This window comes from Streptomyces nogalater (genome assembly GCF_039532885.1).
In the GTDB taxonomy this organism is placed as follows: domain Bacteria; phylum Actinomycetota; class Actinomycetes; order Streptomycetales; family Streptomycetaceae; genus Streptomyces; species Streptomyces nogalater.
This window is the reverse complement of the sequence record NZ_BAAASM010000054.1, coordinates 45782-66312: the sequence shown is the minus strand read 5'-3', so window position 1 is coordinate 66312 and position 20531 is coordinate 45782. Positions and strand designations below refer to the sequence as shown.

General features: G+C 73.6%; 15 protein-coding genes. 8 read left to right on the top strand and 7 right to left on the bottom strand.

The features are described from left to right. Positions 1–41 precede the first annotated feature (41 nt). Both ABD350_RS29650 and ABD350_RS29645 read right to left on the bottom strand, forming a co-directional pair. On the bottom strand, positions 42–713 hold the full coding sequence (locus ABD350_RS29650) for a response regulator (protein ID WP_344351834.1): 672 nt from the start codon (positions 711–713) through the stop codon (positions 42–44). Further along, positions 710–1909, bottom strand: coding sequence for a sensor histidine kinase (locus ABD350_RS29645; RefSeq protein WP_382466636.1), 1200 nt, complete (start codon positions 1907–1909; stop codon positions 710–712). The genes ABD350_RS29650 and ABD350_RS29645 overlap by 4 nt, the downstream gene beginning before the upstream one ends. Before the next feature lie 189 nt (positions 1910–2098). Between ABD350_RS29645 and ABD350_RS29640 the strand changes: the two genes are divergently transcribed. Then, complete coding sequence (locus ABD350_RS29640) at positions 2099–2665, top strand: GlcG/HbpS family heme-binding protein (protein ID WP_344351832.1); 567 nt, start codon at positions 2099–2101, stop codon at positions 2663–2665. Between the two features lie 162 nt (positions 2666–2827). Here the strand turns inward: ABD350_RS29640 and katG are convergent, their stop codons facing one another. Next, complete coding sequence (gene katG, locus ABD350_RS29635; RefSeq protein WP_344351831.1) at positions 2828–5053, bottom strand: catalase/peroxidase HPI; 2226 nt, start codon at positions 5051–5053, stop codon at positions 2828–2830. A gap of 33 nt (positions 5054–5086) precedes the next feature. After that, positions 5087–5524 (bottom strand): Fur family transcriptional regulator, encoded by a 438-nt coding sequence (locus tag ABD350_RS29630; protein WP_344351829.1) that lies wholly within the window; start codon positions 5522–5524, stop codon positions 5087–5089. A 502-nt stretch (positions 5525–6026) separates the two neighbouring features. On the opposite strand from ABD350_RS29630, the gene ABD350_RS29625 reads away from it, so the two are divergent. From ABD350_RS29625 to ABD350_RS29600, 6 genes are all read left to right on the top strand, one after another. Then, positions 6027–7220, top strand: coding sequence for an acyltransferase family protein (locus tag ABD350_RS29625; RefSeq protein WP_344351827.1), 1194 nt, complete (start codon positions 6027–6029; stop codon positions 7218–7220). 468 nt (positions 7221–7688) lie between these two features. Next, complete coding sequence (locus ABD350_RS29620) at positions 7689–8582, top strand: STAS domain-containing protein (RefSeq protein WP_344351825.1); 894 nt, start codon at positions 7689–7691, stop codon at positions 8580–8582. Continuing rightward, the gene (locus ABD350_RS29615; RefSeq protein ID WP_344351824.1) at positions 8579–8959 is read left to right on the top strand and encodes an STAS domain-containing protein; all 381 of its coding nucleotides are present in this window, start codon (positions 8579–8581) and stop codon (positions 8957–8959) included. The genes ABD350_RS29620 and ABD350_RS29615 overlap by 4 nt, the downstream gene beginning before the upstream one ends. Then, positions 8959–9402 (top strand): ATP-binding protein, encoded by a 444-nt coding sequence (locus ABD350_RS29610; RefSeq protein WP_344351823.1) that lies wholly within the window; start codon positions 8959–8961, stop codon positions 9400–9402. The genes ABD350_RS29615 and ABD350_RS29610 overlap by 1 nt, the downstream gene beginning before the upstream one ends. Next, positions 9402–10451, top strand: coding sequence for a SpoIIE family protein phosphatase (locus ABD350_RS29605; protein ID WP_344351821.1), 1050 nt, complete (start codon positions 9402–9404; stop codon positions 10449–10451). The genes ABD350_RS29610 and ABD350_RS29605 overlap by 1 nt, the downstream gene beginning before the upstream one ends. Continuing rightward, positions 10448–12109 carry a PP2C family protein-serine/threonine phosphatase gene (locus ABD350_RS29600; protein WP_344351820.1) on the top strand — a complete coding sequence of 554 codons (1662 nt, stop codon included), beginning with the start codon at positions 10448–10450 and terminating at the stop codon, positions 12107–12109. Before ABD350_RS29605 ends, ABD350_RS29600 begins: the two co-directional genes overlap by 4 nt. A gap of 299 nt (positions 12110–12408) precedes the next feature. Here ABD350_RS29600 and ABD350_RS29595 read toward each other — a convergent pair whose 3' ends face one another. Both ABD350_RS29595 and ABD350_RS29590 read right to left on the bottom strand, forming a co-directional pair. Continuing rightward, complete coding sequence (locus ABD350_RS29595) at positions 12409–14688, bottom strand: catalase (protein WP_344351819.1); 2280 nt, start codon at positions 14686–14688, stop codon at positions 12409–12411. Positions 14689–15136: 448 nt separating this feature from the next. Next, entirely contained in the window at positions 15137–16600 is a 1464-nt protein-coding gene (locus tag ABD350_RS29590) for an aminotransferase class I/II-fold pyridoxal phosphate-dependent enzyme (protein WP_344351818.1), read from the bottom strand. Between the two features lie 140 nt (positions 16601–16740). On the opposite strand from ABD350_RS29590, the gene ABD350_RS29585 reads away from it, so the two are divergent. Further along, positions 16741–17907 carry an amidohydrolase gene (locus ABD350_RS29585; protein ID WP_344351817.1) on the top strand — a complete coding sequence of 389 codons (1167 nt, stop codon included), beginning with the start codon at positions 16741–16743 and terminating at the stop codon, positions 17905–17907. A 52-nt stretch (positions 17908–17959) separates the two neighbouring features. Here the strand turns inward: ABD350_RS29585 and ABD350_RS29580 are convergent, their stop codons facing one another. Continuing rightward, complete coding sequence (locus ABD350_RS29580) at positions 17960–20500, bottom strand: discoidin domain-containing protein (RefSeq protein WP_344351815.1); 2541 nt, start codon at positions 20498–20500, stop codon at positions 17960–17962. Positions 20501–20531: the final 31 nt, after the last annotated feature.

The following is a 20531-nucleotide window of genomic DNA, read 5'->3' as shown; positions in this document are numbered from 1 at the left end:
TCAGGACAGCAGGTGCCGCTGGGGCAGCGGCTCCGGATCGCTCAGGACAGCAGGCGCTGTTCCTTCGCCACCGCCACCGCGCCCGCCCGGGTGTCCACGCCGAGCTTGTCGTAGATGCGCCGCAGGTGGGTCTTGACGGTGGCCTCGCTGATGTAGAGGGCGCGGGCGATGGCGTGGTTGGACAGCCCCCGGGAGAGGTGGGCGAGGATCTCCCGTTCCCGGGGGGTGAGCACGGGGCGCGGGTTGCGCAGGCGGGACATCACACGGTCGGCGACCGGGGGCGAGAGCGACGGGCGGCCCTGGGCCGCCGCGTGGATCGCCGTGAACAGGTCCTCGGCGCGCTCGGCCTTCAGCAGATAGCCGGTGGCGCCGGCGTCGACGGCACGGGTGACATCGGCGTCGGTGTCGTACGTGGTGAGGACCAGGACGTGCGGGGCGGGATGCTCGGCGCGCAGCCGGCGGGTGGTCTCGACGCCGTCGATGCCCTCGCCCAGCTGCAGGTCCATCAGCACGACGTCCGGGGCGGTCTTGCGGGCGAGGGCGAGCGCCTCCTCGCCGCTGCCCGCCTCGCCGACGACCTCGATGTCCGGCGCGCTGTGCAGCAGTGCCAGCAGTCCGGCGCGGACGACGGCGTGGTCGTCGCAGACCAGGATGCGCACCGGTGTCCGGGCGGCCGCGGCGGGGGCGGCTGGGGTGGCTGGGATGTGGGTCATCTCGGCTCCAGGGGGATCGCCGCCGACAGGGCCGTGCCCTCGCCCGGTGCCGACTCGATGGTGAGGGTGCCGCCCAGCTGGCGCAGGCGGGCACGGATGGCGGGCAGGCCGTGGCCGCGCTCCCCCGTGGCGGACGCGGATCCGAAAGCGGCGGGGGTGCGCGCGTCGAAGCCGCGCCCGTCGTCGGTGACGTCCAGCACGATCTGGTCGTCCAGGCAGGTCAGGGTGAGGGTGGCGGTGGTGGCCGCCGCGTGCTCGCGGACGTTGGCGAGGGCGCCCTGGGCGATGCGCAGAAGGGCGGACTCCACGGGCGCGGGCATCGGGTCGGGCGGGCTGCCCTCGGTGTACACGCGGACGGTGAGCTCCGGTGTCGTCTCCCGGTCGGCGACGGCGTGCAGGGCCCGCAGCAGGCCGCCGCCCTCGGCGAGGTCGGCCGGGGTCAGGTCGTGGACGAAGCGGCGGGCCTCGGCGAGGCTGCGCTCGGCGATGGCCGCCGCCGTGCGCACATGGTCGCGGGCCGTGCCGGGGGCGCTGTCCCACAGCCGGTCGGCCGCCTGGAGCAGCATGCGCTGGCTGGACAGGCCCTGGGCGAGGGTGTCGTGGATCTCCCGGGCGAGCCGTTCGCGTTCGGCGAGGGTGCCCTCGCGGCGCTCGGTGGCGGCCAGTTCGCGCCGGGTGCGGACCAGGTCGTCGATCAGGGCGTCCCGGCGGACCGCCTGGCGCTGCATGACGACGAACACGGTGGTGGCCACGGCGGCCACCGCGGGCGGGGCCAGCAGCACGTTCGGGTCGGGCCAGCCCGCCAGGCTGAGCTGGGCGGCCGCCGCGAGCGCGGTCAGCAGCGCGACCAGGGGGATCGCGGCGCGCGGCGGGAGCGTGCGCAGTCCGGTGTAGAAGAGCGGGACCGCGCACCAGGCGAAGCTCGGGGCGAGGACGACGAGCAGCGCCCAGGCGGCCACGACCAGGCCGAGCCAGGCCAGCCGACGCGGTGTGGGCCGGGTGCCGAGGGCGGGGCCGAGGACGTAGAGCACGGCCAGCAGCACGGACAGGGCGATCACCCACGGGGTGTGGGGTCCCTCCGCGTGCCGGGCCAGGTAGCGGGCGACGGACGCGGACAGCAGCACGAAGAACGCCGTATGCATGACGACGGTGAGGGCGCGCGTGTCGTCGCGCTCGGGTACGGCCACCCCTGACACCTCCCTCGATCCCCGCTGAACTGGGCAAACACCCTCCATTGTGCCCAGCCTCAAAGGCCGCGGGGTCATCCGATCGGATGACCCCCCAGGCGACCGGTCCACCGACGGGACGCGGCCGTGTCCGGCGGCAGGATCGGTTCCGGGAAGCGGTTCCGCCTCCCGCCCAGGCTCTACGAGAGGTTCCTCAGCATGCCCAGTCGCAAGAAGCCGGCCCGCCGTACCCGCGTCCTGGTGGGCGGTGCCGCCCTGGCCGTCGTCGGGGCCGGGGTCGTCGGCACGGTCGCCGCCAACGCCGCCGACTCCGCCGGCGCCACGCCCGCCGCCGTGCCCGTGGCGGCCCGGGGCGGCGAACTGACCCAGAGCACGCACCTGTCCGTGGACGCGGCCACCAAGGCGGCGCGCGCCGCGCTGGAGGCGGCCGAGAAGGACGGCCGGCAGGTGTCCGTGGCCGTCGTCGACCGCAACGGCAACACCGTGGTCACCCTGCGCGGGGACGGCGCGGGCCCGCAGTCGTACGAGTCCGCGGAGCGCAAGGCGTACACCGCGGTCTCCTGGAACGCCCCGACCTCGGAGCTGGCCAAGCGGCTGGCGCAGGCGCCGAACCTGAAGGACATCCCGGGCACGCTGTTCCTCGCGGGCGGCACGCCGGTGACCGGCAAGGGCGCGCCGGTCGCGGGCATCGGCGTCGCGGGCGCCCCGTCGGGCGACCTGGACGAGCGCTACGCGCAGGCGGGCGCCGCGGCCCTCGGCCGCTGACACCCCCCGGCGCACGCCGGCACAGCGGAACGTCCGGGTCCACCCCTAGGGGCGGACCCGGACGCGCTGCCAGGCGGGCCGGACCGGTCCGACCGATCGGGCAGGTCAGCCGGAGCCGGACCCATCAGACCATGCCAAACCGGCCGTACCGGGTCGAGGCGATCAGGCCAGGTCGAACCGGTCCGCGTTCATGACCTTGTTCCAGGCGGCGACGAAGTCCTTCACGAACTTCTCCTTCGCGTCGTCGCTCGCGTACACCTCGGCGAGGGCGCGCAGCTCGGAATTGGAGCCGAAGACGAGGTCGGCCCGGCTGCCGGCCCACTTCACCTCGCCGGTGCTCGCGTCCCGGCCCTCGAAGGTGGTCTGGTCCTCGGACGTCGCCTTCCACTGCGTGCCCATGTCGAGCAGGTTGACGAAGAAGTCGTTGGTGAGGACACCGGGCGTCTTGGTGAGGACGCCGAGCTGCGACTGCTGGTAGGTGGCGCCGAGGACGCGCAGACCGCCGACGAGCGCGGTCGTCTCGGGGGCGCTCAGGCTCAGCAGGTTGGCCCGGTCGAGCAGCAGGTACTCGGCGGGCAGCCGGTTGCCCTTGCCGAGGTAGTTGCGGAAGCCGTCCGCGGTCGGCTCCAGCGCCTCGAAGGACTCGGCGTCGGTGTGCTCCTCGCCGGCGTCCACCCGGCCCGGGGTGAAGGGCACCTCGATCTCGAAGCCGCCCTCCTTGGCGGCCTTCTCCACGGCGGCGGCACCGCCGAGGACGATGAGGTCGGCCAGGGAGACCTTCTTGGCGCCGGAGGAGGCGTTGAACTCCTGCTGGATGCCTTCCAGCGTGCGCAGCACCTGGGCCAGCTGGTCGGGCTCGTTGACCTCCCAGCCGCGCTGCGGGGCGAGGCGGATGCGGGCGCCGTTGGCGCCGCCGCGCTTGTCGCTGGCGCGGAACGTGGACGCGGACGCCCACGCGGTGGTGACCAGCTGGGACACGGACAGCCCCGAGTCGAGCAGCTTGGTCTTCAGGGCGGCGATGTCGGCGGCGTCGATCAGCTCGCCCTCGCGCTCGGGCAGCGGGTCCTGCCAGAGCAGGGTCTCCTGGGGGACCTCGGGGCCGAGGTAGAGCGACTTCGGGCCCATGTCGCGGTGGGTGAGCTTGTACCAGGCGCGGGCGAAGGCGTCGGCGAATTCCTCCGGGTTCTCGTAGAACCGGCGGGAGATGGGCTCGTAGATCGGGTCGAAGCGCAGCGCCAGGTCGGTGGTGAGCATCCGCGGGCGGTGCTTCTTCTTCGGGTCGTGCGCGTCGGGGACGATCTCCGGGGCGTTCTTGGCCACCCACTGGTGGGCTCCGGCCGGGCTCTGCTCCAGCTCGTACTCGTACTCGAACAGGTTCTTGAAGAACCCGTTGCTCCACTGGGTCGGCGTGCTGGTCCAGGTGACCTCCAGACCGGAGGTGATGGCGTCCGCGCCCTTGCCGGTGCCGTAGGTGTTCCGCCAGCCCAGGCCCTGCTCCTCCAGGCCGGCGGCCTCCGGGTCGGCGCCGACGTGGTCGGCGGGACCGGCGCCGTGGGTCTTGCCGAAGGTGTGGCCGCCGGCGATCAGCGCGACGGTCTCCTCGTCGTTCATCGCCATGCGGCGGAACGTCTCACGGATGTCACGGGCCGCGGCGACCGGGTCCGGGTTGCCGTTCGGGCCCTCGGGGTTGACGTAGATCAGGCCCATCTGGACGGCGCCGAGCGGGTTCTCCAGCTCGCGGTCGCCGGTGTAGCGCTTGTCGTCCAGCCAGGTCGTCTCGGGACCCCAGTAGACGTCCTCCTCCGGCTCCCAGACGTCCTCCCGGCCGCCGCCGAAGCCGAAGGTCTTGAAGCCCATCGTCTCCAGGGCCACGTTGCCGGTGAGGATCAGCAGGTCGGCCCAGGAGATGCTCTGGCCGTACTTCTTCTTCACCGGCCACAGCAGACGGCGGGCCTTGTCCAGGTTGCCGTTGTCCGGCCAGCTGTTGAGCGGGGCGAAGCGCTGCTGGCCGGCGCCGGCGCCACCGCGGCCGTCGCTGATGCGGTAGGTGCCCGCGCTGTGCCAGGCCATCCGGATCATCAGCGGGCCGTAGTGGCCGAAGTCGGCGGGCCACCAGTCCTGCGACGTGGTGAGCACCTCGGCGATGTCCCGCTTCACGGCGGCGAGGTCCAGGGCCTGGAAGGCCTCCGCGTAGTCGAAGTCCTCGTCGAGCGGGTTGGCCACGGCGGGGTTCTTGGCGAGGATCTTCACATTGAGCCGCTCCGGCCACCACTGGCGGTTGCCGCCGCCCTGGGTCGGGTGCAGGGCCCGGTCGTGCGCGACGGGGCAACCGCCGCCGCCTTCCTCCGCCTTCGCGTCTGTGACGATCGCGTCGTGGTTCTCGGTCATGGCAATCCTTCCGAACTGTGCGGAACTCGGTGCTCAGGAACTGCGGCCGGTGGAACAGGCGGGGCACAGGCCCCAGTACACGACCTCGGCCTCGTCGATGGCGAAGCCGTGGTCGTCGGAGGCGGTCAGGCAGGGCGCGTCGCCGACGGCGCAGTCGACGTCCGCGACGGCCCCGCAGGACCGGCACACGATGTGGTGGTGGTTGTCGCCCACGCGTCCCTCGTAGCGGGCCGGGTGGCCGGCCGGCTCGATACGGCGCACCAGATTCGCCGCGGTCAGCGCGTGCAGCGCCGCGTACACGGCTTGCAGGGAGATGTGGCCCACGCGATCGCGGACTTGAGAGGCGATCGCCTCGACGCCGAGGTGGTCGCCGTCCCGGACGGTCTCCAGCAGCGCGACGCGGGCCGCCGTCACGCGCAGGCCGGCACCGCGCAGCTCCTCGGCGGTGGTCGGTCTCGGAGAGGCGGACATGGGCCGAACCTACCGTCATAAACACGAGGGGTTCAATAAAACGAATGATGCAATTCCGGCCGCGTCCGGGCGACGTCCGGACGGCTTCGGGGCCCTTGTCGCACCGGCCGGGTACGAGCCGCGGGGCGGGGTCGCGTACATGCCCGCATCATGGGGTTCCGCACCGGCGGCGGCGGTACGGCGAGCCGGACGGTCCACCGTACGGGGCAGCCGGGCCAAGGGGCCGGCCGTAGGCGTGAAGCACCTCGGCCGACAGACGAAGCCGCTCCGGCGAGAAGCCCGGGGCTCTGCCCCGGCCCGGAGGCGGCCCGCGCCGGCCGCGGGCGGAGCACGGCCTCTGTCCTCACCCGTGCGGGTGCACACCGTCCCGCCGTCCGTGGTGTCCGCCACGACGCGTCGTTCGGCAGCAGTGTGAAGTTTCCCGGGCCGCGTGATGGACCGGGCCCCGAAGGGCAACGAACCCCTTCATGCCCCACGCGATTCTCCTGCGGCAGGTGATGCGATGACCACGGCGACGACCCGGGCGCTCCGGACGCCGCCCGCCCGGACCGGCCAGGGGGCCACCGGGTCCCCCGCACCGCCCGCCCCGCCCTCCCTGCCGTCGCTCACCGGGCTGCGCTGGATGGCGGCGCTGCTGGTGTTCGGACTGCACGTGCACAACTTCGGCTGGTTCGGCGGCACGGCCGGCCGCCTGGTGTCCTGGGGCTTCGGCGCCGGCGCCACCGGAGTGTCGTTCTTCTTCGTCCTGTCGGGATTCGTGCTGACCTGGTCGGCGCGGCCCCGCGACCGCGCGCTCGCCTTCTGGCGGCGGCGGATCGCCCGGGTCTACCCCGTACACCTGGTCACCCTCGTCATGGCGCTGGTCATGGCGGGCACGCTGACGCACCGGGCGCTGCCGGCGCCGGACCAGGCCCTGGCGAACGCGCTGCTGCTGCACTCCTGGTGGCACCCGTGGTGGCAGACGCTGAACCCGGTGAGCTGGTCCCTGGCCTGCGAGGCGTTCTTCTACGCCGCCTTCCCGCTGCTGATCCTGCTGCTGCGCCGGCTCGGGGCGTGCGGCACGACCGCGCTGGGCGGGCTGTCGGCGGCCGCGGTCGTCGTGCTGGCCTGGACCGACGCCCACCACTGGTGGACGCACTCGGTCTACTCGTTTCCCGCCGCCCGGCTGCCCGAGTTCGTGCTCGGCGCGGTCGCCGCGCGCCTGGTGCTGCTCGGCCGGTGGCGCGGGCCGGGGCTGGAGGCGTCGCTCGCGCTGGCCGTCATCGGCTACTTCCTGGTCCCACAGGTCACGCCCGGTTACTCGGCCACCGTGTGCACCCTCGCCGGGTTCGCGCTGCTCATCCCCGCGGCGGCGGTCGCCGACCTGCGCGGGCTGCCGTCCCTGTGGCGGAGCCGGCGGATGGTACGGCTCGGGGAGCTGTCGTTCGCCTTCTACATGGTCCATCTGCTGGTGCTGCGCGCCGCGACGACCCTGCTGGGCACGAAGCCGCGCTTCGGCCCCGTCGCCGGGCTGGCGGTCAGCGCGACCGCGTTCGCCGTCTCGCTCGGCCTGTCCTGGGTGCTGTACGAGGCGGTGGAGCGTCCGGCCCGGCGCCTGCTGCTGCGCCGCCGCCGGCCGGGCGGGCGGCCGGACCCGGTACCGGCCCGCCGGGTGGCCCCGGCCCCGGTACGCGACCCGGCGCCGGTACGCGACTGACGGTCCCCTCTTTCCGGCCGTTTCCTCCGGCTTTTCCAGCCGTTTCCTCCGGCCTCTTCCGGCCGTCCCCGCCCCCTCCCCCGGCCGCCCGCCGCACCGCCCGCCCCGCTCGTCCCGGCGGGGGTCGCACGCGCGGGTGACGTCGGCGGGACCGAGGAGAGTTGGCGGGTTTCGGGGGTAGGCGGCTGACCGACTCCGGCCCGGCGGACGCGCACCGGCGGGCCGGCCGCAGCCGCACGCACCGAAGGAGCCGAGCCGTCGTACGCGGACAACCGACCGGGGCCCCGCCCGCTCGCCCGCCCCGCCCGCCGGGCCGGCCGTCCCCCCGACCTGGGTCTTCGTTGTCCTGGTCACGAAGCCGGGAGCAGGTTTGGCCCGGCCGGACACCGGTCGCTACGGTGGACGGTCGGCAATGATCGGCTTCGGCGAGCCGGCCCACCGGCGCACCTGGCTGTGCGAGAGGAGAAGATGACAGTGCCCGAGCAGGACCCGGCCGTATCGGCACCTCAGGTGGTGAGTTCCTTCCTGGAACAGCGCAAAGAGCAGATCGCCCAGCGCTGGGCCGACACGCCCTTGTTCCGCTCGGTCTTCACCGTCTCCCGCGACGAGGCGGTGGAGGCGTGCAAGGCCGTGGTGGAAGCGCTGTCCGAGGTGGCCGTCAGCGGACGGCTGGAGGACGTGGCCTCGCCCGGCTTCATACCGGTGCGCGACCAGCTGGGGCGGATGACGCAGACCCGGGCCCGCGCCGGGTCCACCGCGTCGCAGATCGCCGACGAGGTGGCCGGGCTGCGCGTGCCCGTGATGGAGCTGCTGCGCGAGGAGTTCGCCGATCCCACGGCCCCGCAGGCCCAGGAGGCCGCGCTGGCGCTGACCCTGCTGCTGGGCACGCTGCGGCTGGTGGTGATGGAGACGGCGCTGGACGCCAACGCGGAGCTGATCGAGCGGCAGCGGCAGCAGCTGCTCGAAGTGGCCACCCCCGTCATCAAGCTGTGGGAGGGCACGGTCGCCGTACCGCTGATCGGCACCCTGGACAGCGCCCGCAGCCAGGTGGTGATGGAGTCGCTGCTGGAGGCGATCGTGGAGCAGCGGGCCCGGTACGCCATCCTCGACATCACCGGCGTGCCGACCGTCGACTCGCTGGTGGCCCAGCACCTGATGAAGACGGTCGCCGCCGCCCGGCTGATGGGCGCGGAGTGCATCGTCTCCGGCATCCGCCCCGCCATCGCGCAGACCATCGTGCAGCTCGGCATCGACCTGGGTTCGGTGCTCACCCGCTCCTCGCTGGCCGACGCCCTGGCCTACGCCCTGGGCAAGCAGGGCATCGAGGTGTCCCGGGCGCACGCGAATGCGAGCGCCCGGTGAACCAGCCCCTTCCCGGCCAGTCGGCCCAGGTCCCGGTGCTCGCCCTCGGCGACGTGCTGCTGGTCTCCCTCCAGGGCGAGCTGCACGACGGCATGGCCGAGCAGCTGCAGCAGGACATCACCCACCGCATCGCCACCAACCGGGTGGCCGGGGTGGTGATCGACATCTCCGGGGTGGACATGGTCGACTCCTTCCTCGGCCGGGTGCTCGCGGAGATCGCCTCCACGGCCGGGCTGCTGGCGGCGCGTACGGTCGTGGCCGGGATGCGGCCCGCCGTGGCGATCACCCTGGTCGAGCTGGGGCTCACGCTGCCGGGCCTGGTCACCGCGCTGGACGTCGACCGTGCCATGGAACTGCTGAACCAGAGGGGGAGCTGATGCAGCCGTCCGGCCAGGTGTCCACGACGAGCCTGCCCATCGGCTCGGACGCGGATCTGGCCTGGGTGCGGCAGCAGGTGCGGCAGTGCGCGGCGGGGCTCGGCTTCGGCCTGGTGCAGCAGACCAAGCTGGTCACGGCGGCGAGCGAGTTGGCCCGCAACACGCTGGTGCACGGCGGTGGCGGGCGGGTGGAGATCACCCCGCTGGACAACGGGCGCAGTCGCGGCCTGCGCATGTGTTTCATCGACGGCGGTCCGGGCATCCGCGATCTGGAACTGGCCATGACCGACGGGTACACCACCGGCGGCGGCCTCGGGCTGGGACTGAGCGGAGCGAAGCGGCTGGTGCACGAGTTCAGTGTCGACACCGAGCCCGGCCGGGGCACGACCGTCACGGCCGTGGCCTGGGTGGCCCAGGTGCCCGCCTCCCGCCCGGGGTTGTGATGGGCCGGGTGTGGGAGATCCCGGTGCACGACTCCACCCGGGTGCGGGACGCCCGGATGGCGGCCCGGGAGGCATGCGACGACTCCGGCCTGGCCCCCACGCGTACGGCGGCGGCGGAGCTGGTCGCCACCGAGCTGGCCACCAATCTGCTCAAGCACGCCGGCGGCGGCCGCATGGTGGTCAACCTGCTGGAGCCGGCGGCCGACGGTACGGGTGGGTCGGTCCAGCTGTACTCGCTGGACCACGGTCCGGGCATCGCCGACGTGGACGCCGCGCTGCGCGACGGCTACTCCACCGCCGACGGCTCGCTCGGCGCGGGGCTGGGCAGCTGCCGGCGCAGCGCCAACGCGTTCCATCTGTACAGCCTGCCCGGCCGGGGGACGGTCGCGGCGGCCCGGATCGACCCCGAGCCCGGCGAGCGCGGGGCGCCCCCGGCGCGGCTGCCCGCGGGCGGGATCACGGTCTCCCTCGGTCAGGACGCGCAGTGCGGTGACGCCTGGAGCTGGGTGCGCTCCGGGCCGCTGCTGACGCTGCTGCTCGCGGACGGTCTCGGGCACGGGCCGAAGGCCGCCCACGCCTCCACCGCGGCGGTGGCGGAGCTGCACCGCACCGGGCATCTGCCGCCCGCGGACATCCTGCGCCGACTGCACACGGCGCTGCGGCCCACCCGGGGCGCGGCGGTCACGGTGGCCCAGGTGGACACCGACCGGGCGGAGCTCAGCTTCGCCGGCGTCGGCAACGTAGGCGCCCGGGTGCGCACCGGGGGGTCCTGGTCGTCCCTGGTGCCCCATCCGGGAATCGTCGGGGCGTACTTCCCGGCGCAGGTCCCGGTGCGCCGGCTGCCGTGGCACCGGGACAGTCTGCTCGTGGTGCACAGCGACGGGCTGCCCAGCCGGTGGGCTCCGCCGGAGGACCCCGGGCTGCTCGCCCACGACCCCTCGGTGGTGGCCGCGGCGATCCTGCGCGACGCAGGCAGCCCCGCCCGCCCCGTTCGCGACGACACCAGCGTGGCCGTACTGGCCCCCGACCGCCGGACCAGCTCCCCATGACAGCCGCCCGCGACACCTGGATCATCGCCTCCGCCGCCGACGCGGCCCGCGCCCGTGCCCGGCTGGCGCGGCTCACCGCGGACGCCGGGGTGCCCGCCCTCGACCGGGCCCGTTTCCTCAGCGCGCTCGGGGTGCGGCTCGGGCGCGCCCTGGACGCGGGCGGCGCGGAGCTGACCGTGACCGCCGGGTCGGACGGCCGGCTCGGGGCCGCCCTGGACGGGCCGGAACCCTGGCGGCACACGCTCGTCTGCCCCGCCGCGGTGACGCTGCCCGACCCCGAGAACGCCCCGCTCGCCGAGGCGCTGCTGAGCGCCGACGAGGACGCCGCGGCCGTGCTCACGAGCCTCACCGAGACGGAGGAGCTGCTGCGCCTCCACCGGGAGGAGCTGCACCAGACCAACCAGGGCGTGCTGGCGCTGCACGCCGAGCTGGAGGCGGCGGCGCTGGCCCAGCGCGACCTGCTGGACGCCGAACGGGCGGCCCGCGCCGAGGCGGAGAACGCCCGCCGGCTGCTGACCTTCCTGGCCAACGCGAGCGCGGTGCTGCACGCCTCCCTGGACCACGAGGACATCCTGGGCCGGCTGCCCGAGCTGCTGGTGCCGGAGTACGCCCGGCATGTCGACGTCTGGCTGGTGGACGACGAGCGGACCCCGCCTGGCGACCGGGCGGCGGCCGCGGTGACGGCGGCGCGCACCGGCCGCCCCCAGCACGCGGGCCCCCACCCCGGGGAGCTGCCCGGGGTGGACGACCTGCCGGCCTCGGCGCTCTCCCCCGACCGGCCGCTGCTGTGCCTGCCGCTGGGCGCGCGCACCGTGCAGGGGGTGCTGACGCTGTCCGCGCCGGGCGACCGCTTCGACCCGGACACCACCGTGATGCTGCTGGAGCTGGCCCGGCGGGCGGGTATCGCGCTGGAGAACGCCCGTCAGTACGAACAGCACCGGGATGTCGCCGAGGCGCTGCAACGCGCGCAGCTGACCGAGCTGCCCGCCGTGCCGGGCCTGGACCTGGCCGCGCGTTATCTGCCGGCGACGCACGGCCTGAACATCGGCGGTGACTGGTACGACGCCTTCTCCCAGCCGGACGGCAGTGTGCTGGCGGTGATAGGGGACGTCACCGGGCACGGGCTGCGCGCGGCGGTCATCATGGGCCAGTTGCGCACCGCGCTGCGCGCCTACGCCGTCGAGGGCAACGGCCCGGCGCGGATCCTCACCCTGCTGCACCGGATGCTGCGCCACCAGCAGCCGGAGCTGTACGCGACCTGTGCCATCGCCCGGTTCACGCCCGGGGAGCCGGAGGTGGTGTGGGCCGCCGCGGGGCATCCGCCGGCCGTCGCCCGCGGCCCCCGGGGGGAGGTGCGGGTGCTGGAGGCGAAGCCGGGCATCATGCTGGGGGTGCCGCTGCCGTACGAGTACGAGGAGCACACCGTCGAGTTGCCGGCCGGGTCCGTCCTCGCGCTGTACACGGACGGTCTGGTGGAGCGGCGGGCCGCCGGGATCGACGCGGGCATCGACCGGCTCGCCCGGGCCATGCAGGTGCTCGGCGCGGCGGAGCTGGCGGAGCTGGACACGGCGGCGGACACGCTGCTCAAACCGATGCTGCACGACTCCGAACACGACGACGACATCTGCCTGTTGCTGTGCCGCACCACGTGCGGCTGAACGTCCGTGCGCCGGCCCCCCGACCGGGGGCCGGCGCACGACCAGGGGCTCTTGTCGGCGCGGGCGTTGCCGAAGGCCGGGTTCGGCAGGCCGCGCCGCGCCGTCGGAGGCGACGGCGGCGGCCGTGCCGGCCAGGGCAAGGGCTGCGGTGACGACGGCGCTGGTCGCCAACCCGCGAAGGCGCGTGTCCTGCCTCACTGGTTGACGTAGGGGCGCCTCCATCACACCGGGGGTGGGCGCCGTCCGCCGCTGCTACGCCGTCCGCGCGCCCCCGCCCCGGCATTCCCTCCTCCGGCCGGTCAGGCGGCGGACGGGAAGCGTTCCCAGACCCGGTGCGCGCCGAGCAGCCGGGTGATCTCCTGGAGCACGCCGGTGGCGGTGTCCCCGGCGATCACACCGGGTGCGTCGAGCGGGATGCCGGCCGCTTCCAGGGCCGCCTCGCCACCCTTGGCCGCGCCGATGGCCTTGCCGTGCCGGAACGCCTCGCCCAGCAGCAGCCCCACCCGGGGGTCGGGGGTGGCGAGTCCGGCGGTGGGCTGGCCGGCCTTGGCGTCCCGGGCGCCGTAGGCGTCGGCGCCCACGCCGGGGGTGCCCGCCACGAGCACCGCGTCGAACTCCACGGAGCGCGCGGTGGCGTAGGTCCGCTGGACGGTCAGGGCGTCGGCGCCGTCGCCGAGGGTGCCGCCGACCGGTGCCACGATCAGCGGGACCATGCCGCCGTCGAGGACCGCCTGGCGTACGGCGCGTACGCCGTCGAGGTCGCCGTCGGGGCCGGTGAGGATGCCGATGATCCGGCCGTCGGTGGGCCAGGTGTGCCCGACCTGGGAGAGGGCGGGGCTGGGCTCGACGTCGGCGAGGGGCACGGTGGGCTCGGGGGCGGGCAGTCCGAGGCCGGCGGCGACGCCCGCGCACAGCTCCGGGTCGATGTTCGCCAGGACCTGCAACGCCCTTTCCCGGATGGCCACTTCGTAGCACTTGCCGAGTTCGAAGGTGTAGGCGCCGATGATGTGCTCGCGCTCGGGCGGGCTCATGCTCAGCCAGAACCGGCGCGGCTGGCTGAAGTGGTCGTTGAACGATTCCGGCGCCTCGCGGACCTTGGTCGCCTCGGGGACGCGTACGGGCGTCTCGACATACGCGCCCAGATCGGCGCCCGCGGTGAACGGGCAGCCGCCGTCGAGGGAGTTGGGCCGGTAGGGGGCCACGCCCCGGTGGACGGCCGTCTGGTGGAAGCCGTCGCGGAGCATGTCGTTGACCGGGGCGTGCGGCCGGTTGATCGGGATCTGCGGGAAGTTGGGCCCGGCCAGGCGGGTGATCTGGGTGTCCAGGTAGGAGAAGAGCCGGCCGGCGAGCAGCGGGTCGTCGGTGATGTCGATGCCGGGGACGAGGTGGCCCACGTGAAAGGCGACCTGCTCGGTCTCGGCGAAGAAGTTGGACGGGTTGCGGTCGAGGGTGAGCAGCCCGATCGGCTGGATGGGGGCCAGTTCCTCGGGGACGATGTTGGTCGGGTCCAGCAGGTCGATGCCCTCGAAGGTCTGGTCGGGGGTGTCGGGGAAGGTCTGGATGCCGAACTCCCACTGGGGGTAGGCGCCCGCCTCGATGGCGTCGGCGAGGTCCCGGCGGTGGAAGTCGGGGTCGACGCCGTTGATGATCTGCGCCTCCTCCCACACCAGGGAGTGCACGCCCAGCTTCGGCTTCCAGTGGAACTTCACCAGCGTGGTCTCGCCGGCGGCGTTGACCAGGCGGAAGGTGTGGACGCCGAAGCCCTCCATGGTGCGGTACGAGCGCGGGATGCCCCGGTCGGACATGTTCCACAGGGTGTGGTGGGCGGCCTCGGTGTGCAGGGTGACGAAGTCCCAGAAGGTGTCGTGGGCGCTCTGCGCCTGCGGGATCTCCCGGTCGGGGTGCGGTTTGCCGGCGTGGATGATGTCGGGGAACTTGATGGCGTCCTGGATGAAGAAGACCGGGATGTTGTTGCCGACCAGGTCGAAGACGCCCTCGCTGGTGTAGAACTTGGTCGCGAAGCCCCGGGTGTCGCGGACGGTGTCGGAGGAGCCCCGGGAGCCGAGCACGGTGGAGAAGCGGACGAACACCGGTGTCTCGACGTCCTCGGCGAGGAAGGCCGCCTTCGTCACGTTGGCCGCGGTGCCGTAGCTGCGGAACACCCCGTGCGCCCCGGCGCCGCGGGCGTGCACCACACGCTCGGGGATGCGCTCGTGGTCGAAGTGCATGACCTTCTCCCGCAGGTGGTGGTCCTGCAGGAGCACCGGGCCGCGGGGCCCGGCCTTGAGGGAGTGGTCGGTGTCGTACAGCCGGGTGCCCTGGGCGTTGGTCAGGTAGCTGCCGCTCTGCGCCATCCGGGCCTGGTCGGCGCCGGTGGGCTGCCCGGTCGGGGAGACGGTGTCGGGGCCGGTCTGGTCGGGCTTGGGCGGGAAGGGCTCATGGGGGTCGGTCGGCTCGGCGACCGGCGGCGTCCTCGGGCCCGGCTTGCCCGGGACGCCGTCCTCGGGGCCCTTGGGTCCTCCCTGGAGGGCGTCGGCCACCTTGTCCGCGGCTCGCTTCAGAGGGTTGGTCTCGCTCATCAGTGGCAATTCCTTCGCTGGTCACGGGGGCGGGTCCGGCGCGGACGAGCGGGTGTCCGCCGCGCGGTGGCCACGCCGGGGGGCGTACGGCCGGCACCATGGCTTGCGTCGGGTGGGTCCCGGGCGGAGGGGGCCGGTGGCGGCCTCGTACCGAGGTCCCCGGGCCGGGGCGTCCGAAACCGGGAACCTCGGGGAGTTCCCGGTCGGGGTGAAGTCGGGCCGTCTCGTATCGAGTTGCCGGGACGGCAGGCCCGCCGGACGCGCTGATCCGGCCCGGAGACCGTCGGCAGGGCCACAGCCCCCTGCCGCGGACGTGTCCGTGGGCAGGGCCGGCTGCTCGACCCGGTGCAGGCCGCCGGTACCCGGCCGCCCGCACCGCCACCCTAGGCGCTGACACCGCGCGGCGCAGTCCGAACGGTGTTCCGAACGGTGTGCGGTGTCCGGCCGGTCAGGGACGGGCGACGACGCGCAGGGTGTCCAGGGAGGAGTCCGTCGCGTCCGGGACGAGGAAGCCGTGGGCGATGCCGCTGCGCAGATAGTCCACGATCTCGGCGGTGATCACCTCGCCGGGTGCCACGACCGGCACGCCCGGCGGGTAGGGGCTGAGCATCTCGGCAGCGATACGGCCCACGGCGCGTTCGGCGGGCACCTGTTCGGCGGGGCCGAAGAAGGCGTCCCGGGGCAGGATGGCCTGTTCCAGTTCCAGGGCGCCCGGCTCGGGCAGGTGCACGGCCGGCTGCCGCTCGATGGAGTCGGCCCGCTCCACCAGCGAGCGCACGGACTCCACCAGGAGCTTCTCGGTCTGCTCGTCGTCGGAATGGGTGATGGAGGCGCTGATCCGGCAGCTGTCGGAGCCGCCCATGTCGATGTGGCAGTTGGTGCGCAGCCACTCGGTCGCCTGCATGCCGCTGATGCCGAGGTCCCGTACGTCCACGACGATCTTCAGCGGGTCGAACTCGGCGGCCAGCCCCTCGTCGATGATCTCGCCGCCCATCACCCGCAGCCCGGGCAGTTCCCGCAGCCGGGCCCGGACGCGTTCGGCGCGGTGCAGGGCCTCGTCCAGCAGGTCGTGTCCCTGTTCGACCATCTGCCGCCGCCAGCCGTCGAGGGCGGCGTAGACCAGGCAGGAGGCGCTGGTGGTGCCGAGCAGGTCCTCGCGCTGGTTGAGCACGTCGGGGGAGACCCGGTCGCCCTGGAGGTGGAAGACCGAGCTCTGTTCGATGGCGCCGCCCATCTTGTGGACGCTGGTGACGACGAGGTCGGCGCCCGCGTCCATGCCCCAGGCGGGCAGGCCCGGGTGGAAGGGCAGATGGGCGCCCCACGCCTCGTCCACGATGAGGGGGACGTCGTCGGCGTGACAGACGTCGGCGACCGCGCGCACATCGGCGCAGGTGCCCCAGTCGGTGGGCGTGATCAGCAGCATGCCCTTGGCGTCGGGGTGCTCGCGCAGCCGGTCGCGGACGTCGTCGGCCTCCGGCGGATGGGCCATGTGCCGTTCGCCGTCGAACTTCGGGTGCACCCAGATGGGCTCCACACCGTTGATGATCACCGCCGCGATGACCGACTTGTGCGCGTTGCGGGACAGCAGCAGCTTCTCCCCCGGCCCGGCGACCGCGAGCATCGCGGTCTTGACCGACAGGGAGCTGCCGCAGGTGGAGAAGAACGCCTGGTCGGCGCCGACCGCGTCGGCCATCAGCTCCTGCGCCTGCTCCAGCACGCCCTGGGACTGGCGGCGGTCGTCCAGCCCGTTGAGGGTGAGCACGTCGGAGCGGAAGACGTCCAGCCCGAGGATCTCGGCCACCCGCGGATCGGTTCCCCGGCCCTGCTTGTGCCCGGGCGGCCCGAACACCACGTCCCCTCGTCGCCGGAACTCCTGCAGAGCCTCCAGCACGGGTACGCGGGAGTGATCCATGGCTGCCTCCTGAACTGTTCGGTCGCGCACCCACCGTGTTGCACAGGAGGGGCGCCCCAAACCCGGCGGCCCGGTGTCAGGGGCCGTCCGGGTGGAACCCGGCCGGGCACGGAGCACACCCGCCGCACCGAGGAGGTCTCGTGTCGCTGTACCGCAGGATCGGGGAGGAGGTCGCGCGGCGCGCCGACGCGCTGTGGTCGGTGGCCTCGGCGCTGCACGCGGACCCGGAGACCGCGTTCGCCGAGCACCGGGCGGCGGCGCTGCTCTCGGGCGAGCTGGAGGGCGCGGGGTTCGAGATGCGGCGCGGGACGGCGGGACTGCCGACGGCGTTCACGGCCCGTTCGGGGCGGGGGCGGCCGGTGGTGGCGTTCCCGCTGGAGTACGACGCGCTGCCCGGGCTCGGCCACGCCTGCGGGCACAATCTGATCGCGGCGGCCGGCCTCGGGGCGGCCCTGGTCCTGGACGCGGTGCGGGACGGCACCGAGGGCACGGTCCTCGCGGTGGGCACGCCGGCCGAGGAGGGCGGCGGCGGCAAGGCGCTGGAGGTGGAGGCGGGCGTCTTCGACGAGGTGGACGCGGCCTTGATGTTCCACCCGGGGGTGTACGACTGGGTGCGGGCCCCACTGACCGCGCAGGAGCAGTACCGGGTCGCGTTCCGGGGCCGGGCCGCGCATCCGACGGGCAACCCGACCGAGGGCATCGACGCGCTGGCGGCGCTGATCGAGCTGTTCAACGTGGTGTCGGCGCTCGGCCGACGGCTGCCGGAGGGCTCCCATGCGCAGGGCATCATCACCGAGGGCGGCACGGCCACGAACATCGTCCCGGAGTACGCGGAGGGGCGGTTCGGGCTGCGGGCGCTGACGACGGCCGCCCTGGACGAGCTGGCCGGGCAGCTGGGCACGGCCGCCGAGGGGGTGGCCCTGGCGACCGGCACGACCGTGACGGTGGAGCGGGTGAGCGTACGCTACGAGCACTTCCGGGACAGTCCGGCGCTGTCCGAGCGGTTCGCCGGGCATCTGGACCGGGCCGGGATCGCCCTCACCGCGCCCGTGCCCGGCGTCTATCTGGGCTCCTCCGACATCGGCAACGTCAGCAACCGGGTGCCCGCCATCCATCCCTTCGTCGCGATCATGGACGCCGGGGGTTCGGACCACACACCGGAGTTCGCCGAGGCCGCGGCCTCGCAGCGGGCGCGCCGGGTGCTGCTCGCCGTCGTGGAGGCACTGGCCTGCACGGCGGCGGACGTCCTGGGCGACGCGGGTCTGCGCGGCCGGGCCTGGGAGGAACTGCGCCAGGCCGAGGGGTGAGGGCCTGGCGCCTCCGGCGGATGGTGCCTTACGCCTCTTACGGGTCCGGGTCTTACGGGAAGGACGTCACCTTGGACGGGACGGTGTCGGTGCCCGAGGTGGGGGCGCCGGTGTTGTTGACGACGTGGGCGTACTGGCCCTTGCCCCCGAGGGAGATCACCATCAGGTGGTGCATCCTGACACCCGGGGTGACGGGCACCTGGAAGCCGTGGGTCTGGACGATCGACGGATCGGCCGTGAAGTTGCAGTAGCTGCCCAGGGCCCAGGCCTCGTGGGTGGTGACGGAGTCGGCGACCTTGTAGGCCGCGTAGCCGACGATGCCGTCATGGGTGACGGCGGCGGCGTTCGGGACGTCGTACGCCTTCTCGTTCTGGAAGAAGATCGTCCGGCCGCGTTCTCCGCTCCAGTAGACGTCGTACTTGTTGAAGTGCTCCACGAACAGGCCGGTGGCCAGGACGTCGTCGCCGTTGACGCGCAGGCCGTAGTCGGCGCGGTTGGTGTCCCAGCCGACGCCGCTGCCGTGGTCGGCGCGCCAGATCCAGGTGTGGTCGATGACGACGTCGTCGCTGTCGACCACCACGGAATCGGTGGCGAGTCCGGGTCCGGCGCCGCCGACGCGGATGAACACGTCCTGCATGGTGGTGGGGTTGGCGGAGTGGTCGGCGCCGGCGCCGGGGGTGCCGATGCGCAGCAGCGTGCCGGAGTTGACCGGTCCCGCGTCGATGAGGAAGCCGGCGAGCCGTACGCCGTCGACGTCGGCGACGTGCATCGCGTCGACGCCGTTGTCCGGGACCAGGGTGGCCAGGCCCAGGCCGAGGACGACGGTGTCGGGCCGGGTGACGTCGAGGGTCTGGTCGAGGTGGTAGACGCCCGGGGTGAACAGGAGGTTGAGGCCCTGGGCGAGGGCCGCGTTGATGGTGGCGGCGGTGGCGCCGGGCTTGACGACGTAGAACCTGTCGAGCGGGAGGGAGGTGCCGGCGTTCGCGGGCCAGGAGACGCCCCGGGCGTTGGTGCGCTTGGCCGGCACGAACACCTTGTAGGCGGAGCCGTCCAGGTAGAGGAAGGGCTTCTCGCGGGAGACCGGGGTGGTGTCCAGGGTGGTGTACGGGCCGGTGTCGAAGTTGGTGGCGGGGGCGCCCTGGACGCCGGAGAAGGTCATGTTCCATACGCCGTTGGTCCAGCCGCCGACCGAGCTGTCCCGGGTGTACCACTGCTGCTGGGAGTACGGGCCCACGGTGCCGTCGATCTTCGAGTCGGCGATGTAGCCCCCGGAGGCCCAGCCGTAGCCGTTGGGGGCGAGGTTGAGGCCGCCCTTGACGTGGATGCGGCGGAAGGGTGCCGCCTGGGCGACGGCCCAGCGGTCGGTGCCGCCCGACGGGGTGATCGCGAGATTCTCGGCCGAACGCCAGAAGTTCTGCGTGGCGTTGCCGTTGAACCAGCCGGCGTCGACCGTGACGTCGCCGTTGATCTGGGTGTCGTCGGGGTTCAGGCCGAGGCCGGAGATCGAGGTGTAGAAGCCGAGTTGGGCGTTGAGGCCGTTGTAGGTGCCGGGCTTGAGCAGGAACTGGTAGCGGCCGGTGCCGAACTGGGCGGACTCCTGCCGGGCGAAGACGTCGTCGAACTTCTGCTGGAGGTTCGGGGTGGAGGGGTCGACGACGATCACGTTCGGGCCGAGGTCGCCGCCGCCCTGGACCGGCGGCAGGCCGCTGGTGCCGGTGTGCACGGCCACCTCCCACAGGGAGTAGCCGTAGCCGGTGCCGCGCGCGGTGCCGTAGATCCGCAGGTACCGGCCGGAGCCGCTGACGTCGTAGGAGGCCGTGCCGCCGGTCGCGCCGGTGACGCTCTTGAGGGTGCTCCAGTTCTGCCCGTCGGCGGAGGCCTGGATCCGGAAGTCCTTGGCGTAGGCGGCCTCCCAGTTCAGGTCCACCTTGCACAGGTCCCGCACGGCGCCGAGGTCGACCTGGAGCCACTGCGGGTCGGCGGCCCGGCTGGACCAGCGGGTGCCGGTGTCGCCGTCGAAGGCGGCGGAGGCGGGGGTGCCGGCGTTCTCGGTGGACGAGGCGGTGGCGGGCCGGCCCTTGGCCGCGTTGCCGCTGTCGCAGCCCGCCTGGCCGCCGTCCACGCCGCCGAACACCCGGAACTCCCACAGGGAGTAGCCGTAGGGGGTGGCCCGGTGCACGCCGAGCATCCGGACGTAGCGGCCCCGGCCGGAGACGTCGAGGGTGTCGGCGCCTCCGTCGGAGCCGGTGACGGACCTCAGGTCGGTCCAGGTGCTGCCGTCCCCGGAGATCTGGACCTTGTAGTCCTTGCCGTAGGCGGCCTCCCAGTCGAGTTCCACCCGGGTGACCGAGGCGGTGGCGCCCAGGTCGACCCGGAGCCACTGGTCGTCGCCGGCGGCCGAGGACCAGCGGGTGCCGGTGTCCCCGTCGACGGCCTTGCCGGGCGCGGTGCCGGCGTTCTCCACGGACGACGCGGTGGCCGTCTTCCCCTGGGACAGGGGGATGTCGGCCGCGCCGGCCGAGGGGTGGGTGGCGGGCAGGGCGATCAGCGCGGCCGTTGCGGCCAGCGCGAGGCCCAGGGGTCTCCATCTCATACGGCGGCTCCAGACGTGGCGGGGCCGGCTC

Coding starts and splice junctions, on each gene's coding strand:
- ABD350_RS29650 (WP_344351834.1), bottom strand. CDS start 713: ATGACCCACATCCCAGCCACCCCAGCCGCCCCCGCCGCGGCCGCCCGG.
- ABD350_RS29640 (WP_344351832.1), top strand. CDS start 2,099: ATGCCCAGTCGCAAGAAGCCGGCCCGCCGTACCCGCGTCCTGGTGGGC.
- katG (WP_344351831.1), bottom strand. CDS start 5,053: ATGACCGAGAACCACGACGCGATCGTCACAGACGCGAAGGCGGAGGAA.
- ABD350_RS29630 (WP_344351829.1), bottom strand. CDS start 5,524: ATGTCCGCCTCTCCGAGACCGACCACCGCCGAGGAGCTGCGCGGTGCC.
- ABD350_RS29625 (WP_344351827.1), top strand. CDS start 6,027: ATGACCACGGCGACGACCCGGGCGCTCCGGACGCCGCCCGCCCGGACC.
- ABD350_RS29620 (WP_344351825.1), top strand. CDS start 7,689: ATGACAGTGCCCGAGCAGGACCCGGCCGTATCGGCACCTCAGGTGGTG.
- ABD350_RS29610 (WP_344351823.1), top strand. CDS start 8,959: ATGCAGCCGTCCGGCCAGGTGTCCACGACGAGCCTGCCCATCGGCTCG.
- ABD350_RS29605 (WP_344351821.1), top strand. CDS start 9,402: ATGGGCCGGGTGTGGGAGATCCCGGTGCACGACTCCACCCGGGTGCGG.
- ABD350_RS29600 (WP_344351820.1), top strand. CDS start 10,448: ATGACAGCCGCCCGCGACACCTGGATCATCGCCTCCGCCGCCGACGCG.
- ABD350_RS29595 (WP_344351819.1), bottom strand. CDS start 14,688: ATGAGCGAGACCAACCCTCTGAAGCGAGCCGCGGACAAGGTGGCCGAC.
- ABD350_RS29590 (WP_344351818.1), bottom strand. CDS start 16,600: ATGGATCACTCCCGCGTACCCGTGCTGGAGGCTCTGCAGGAGTTCCGG.
- ABD350_RS29580 (WP_344351815.1), bottom strand. CDS start 20,500: ATGAGATGGAGACCCCTGGGCCTCGCGCTGGCCGCAACGGCCGCGCTG.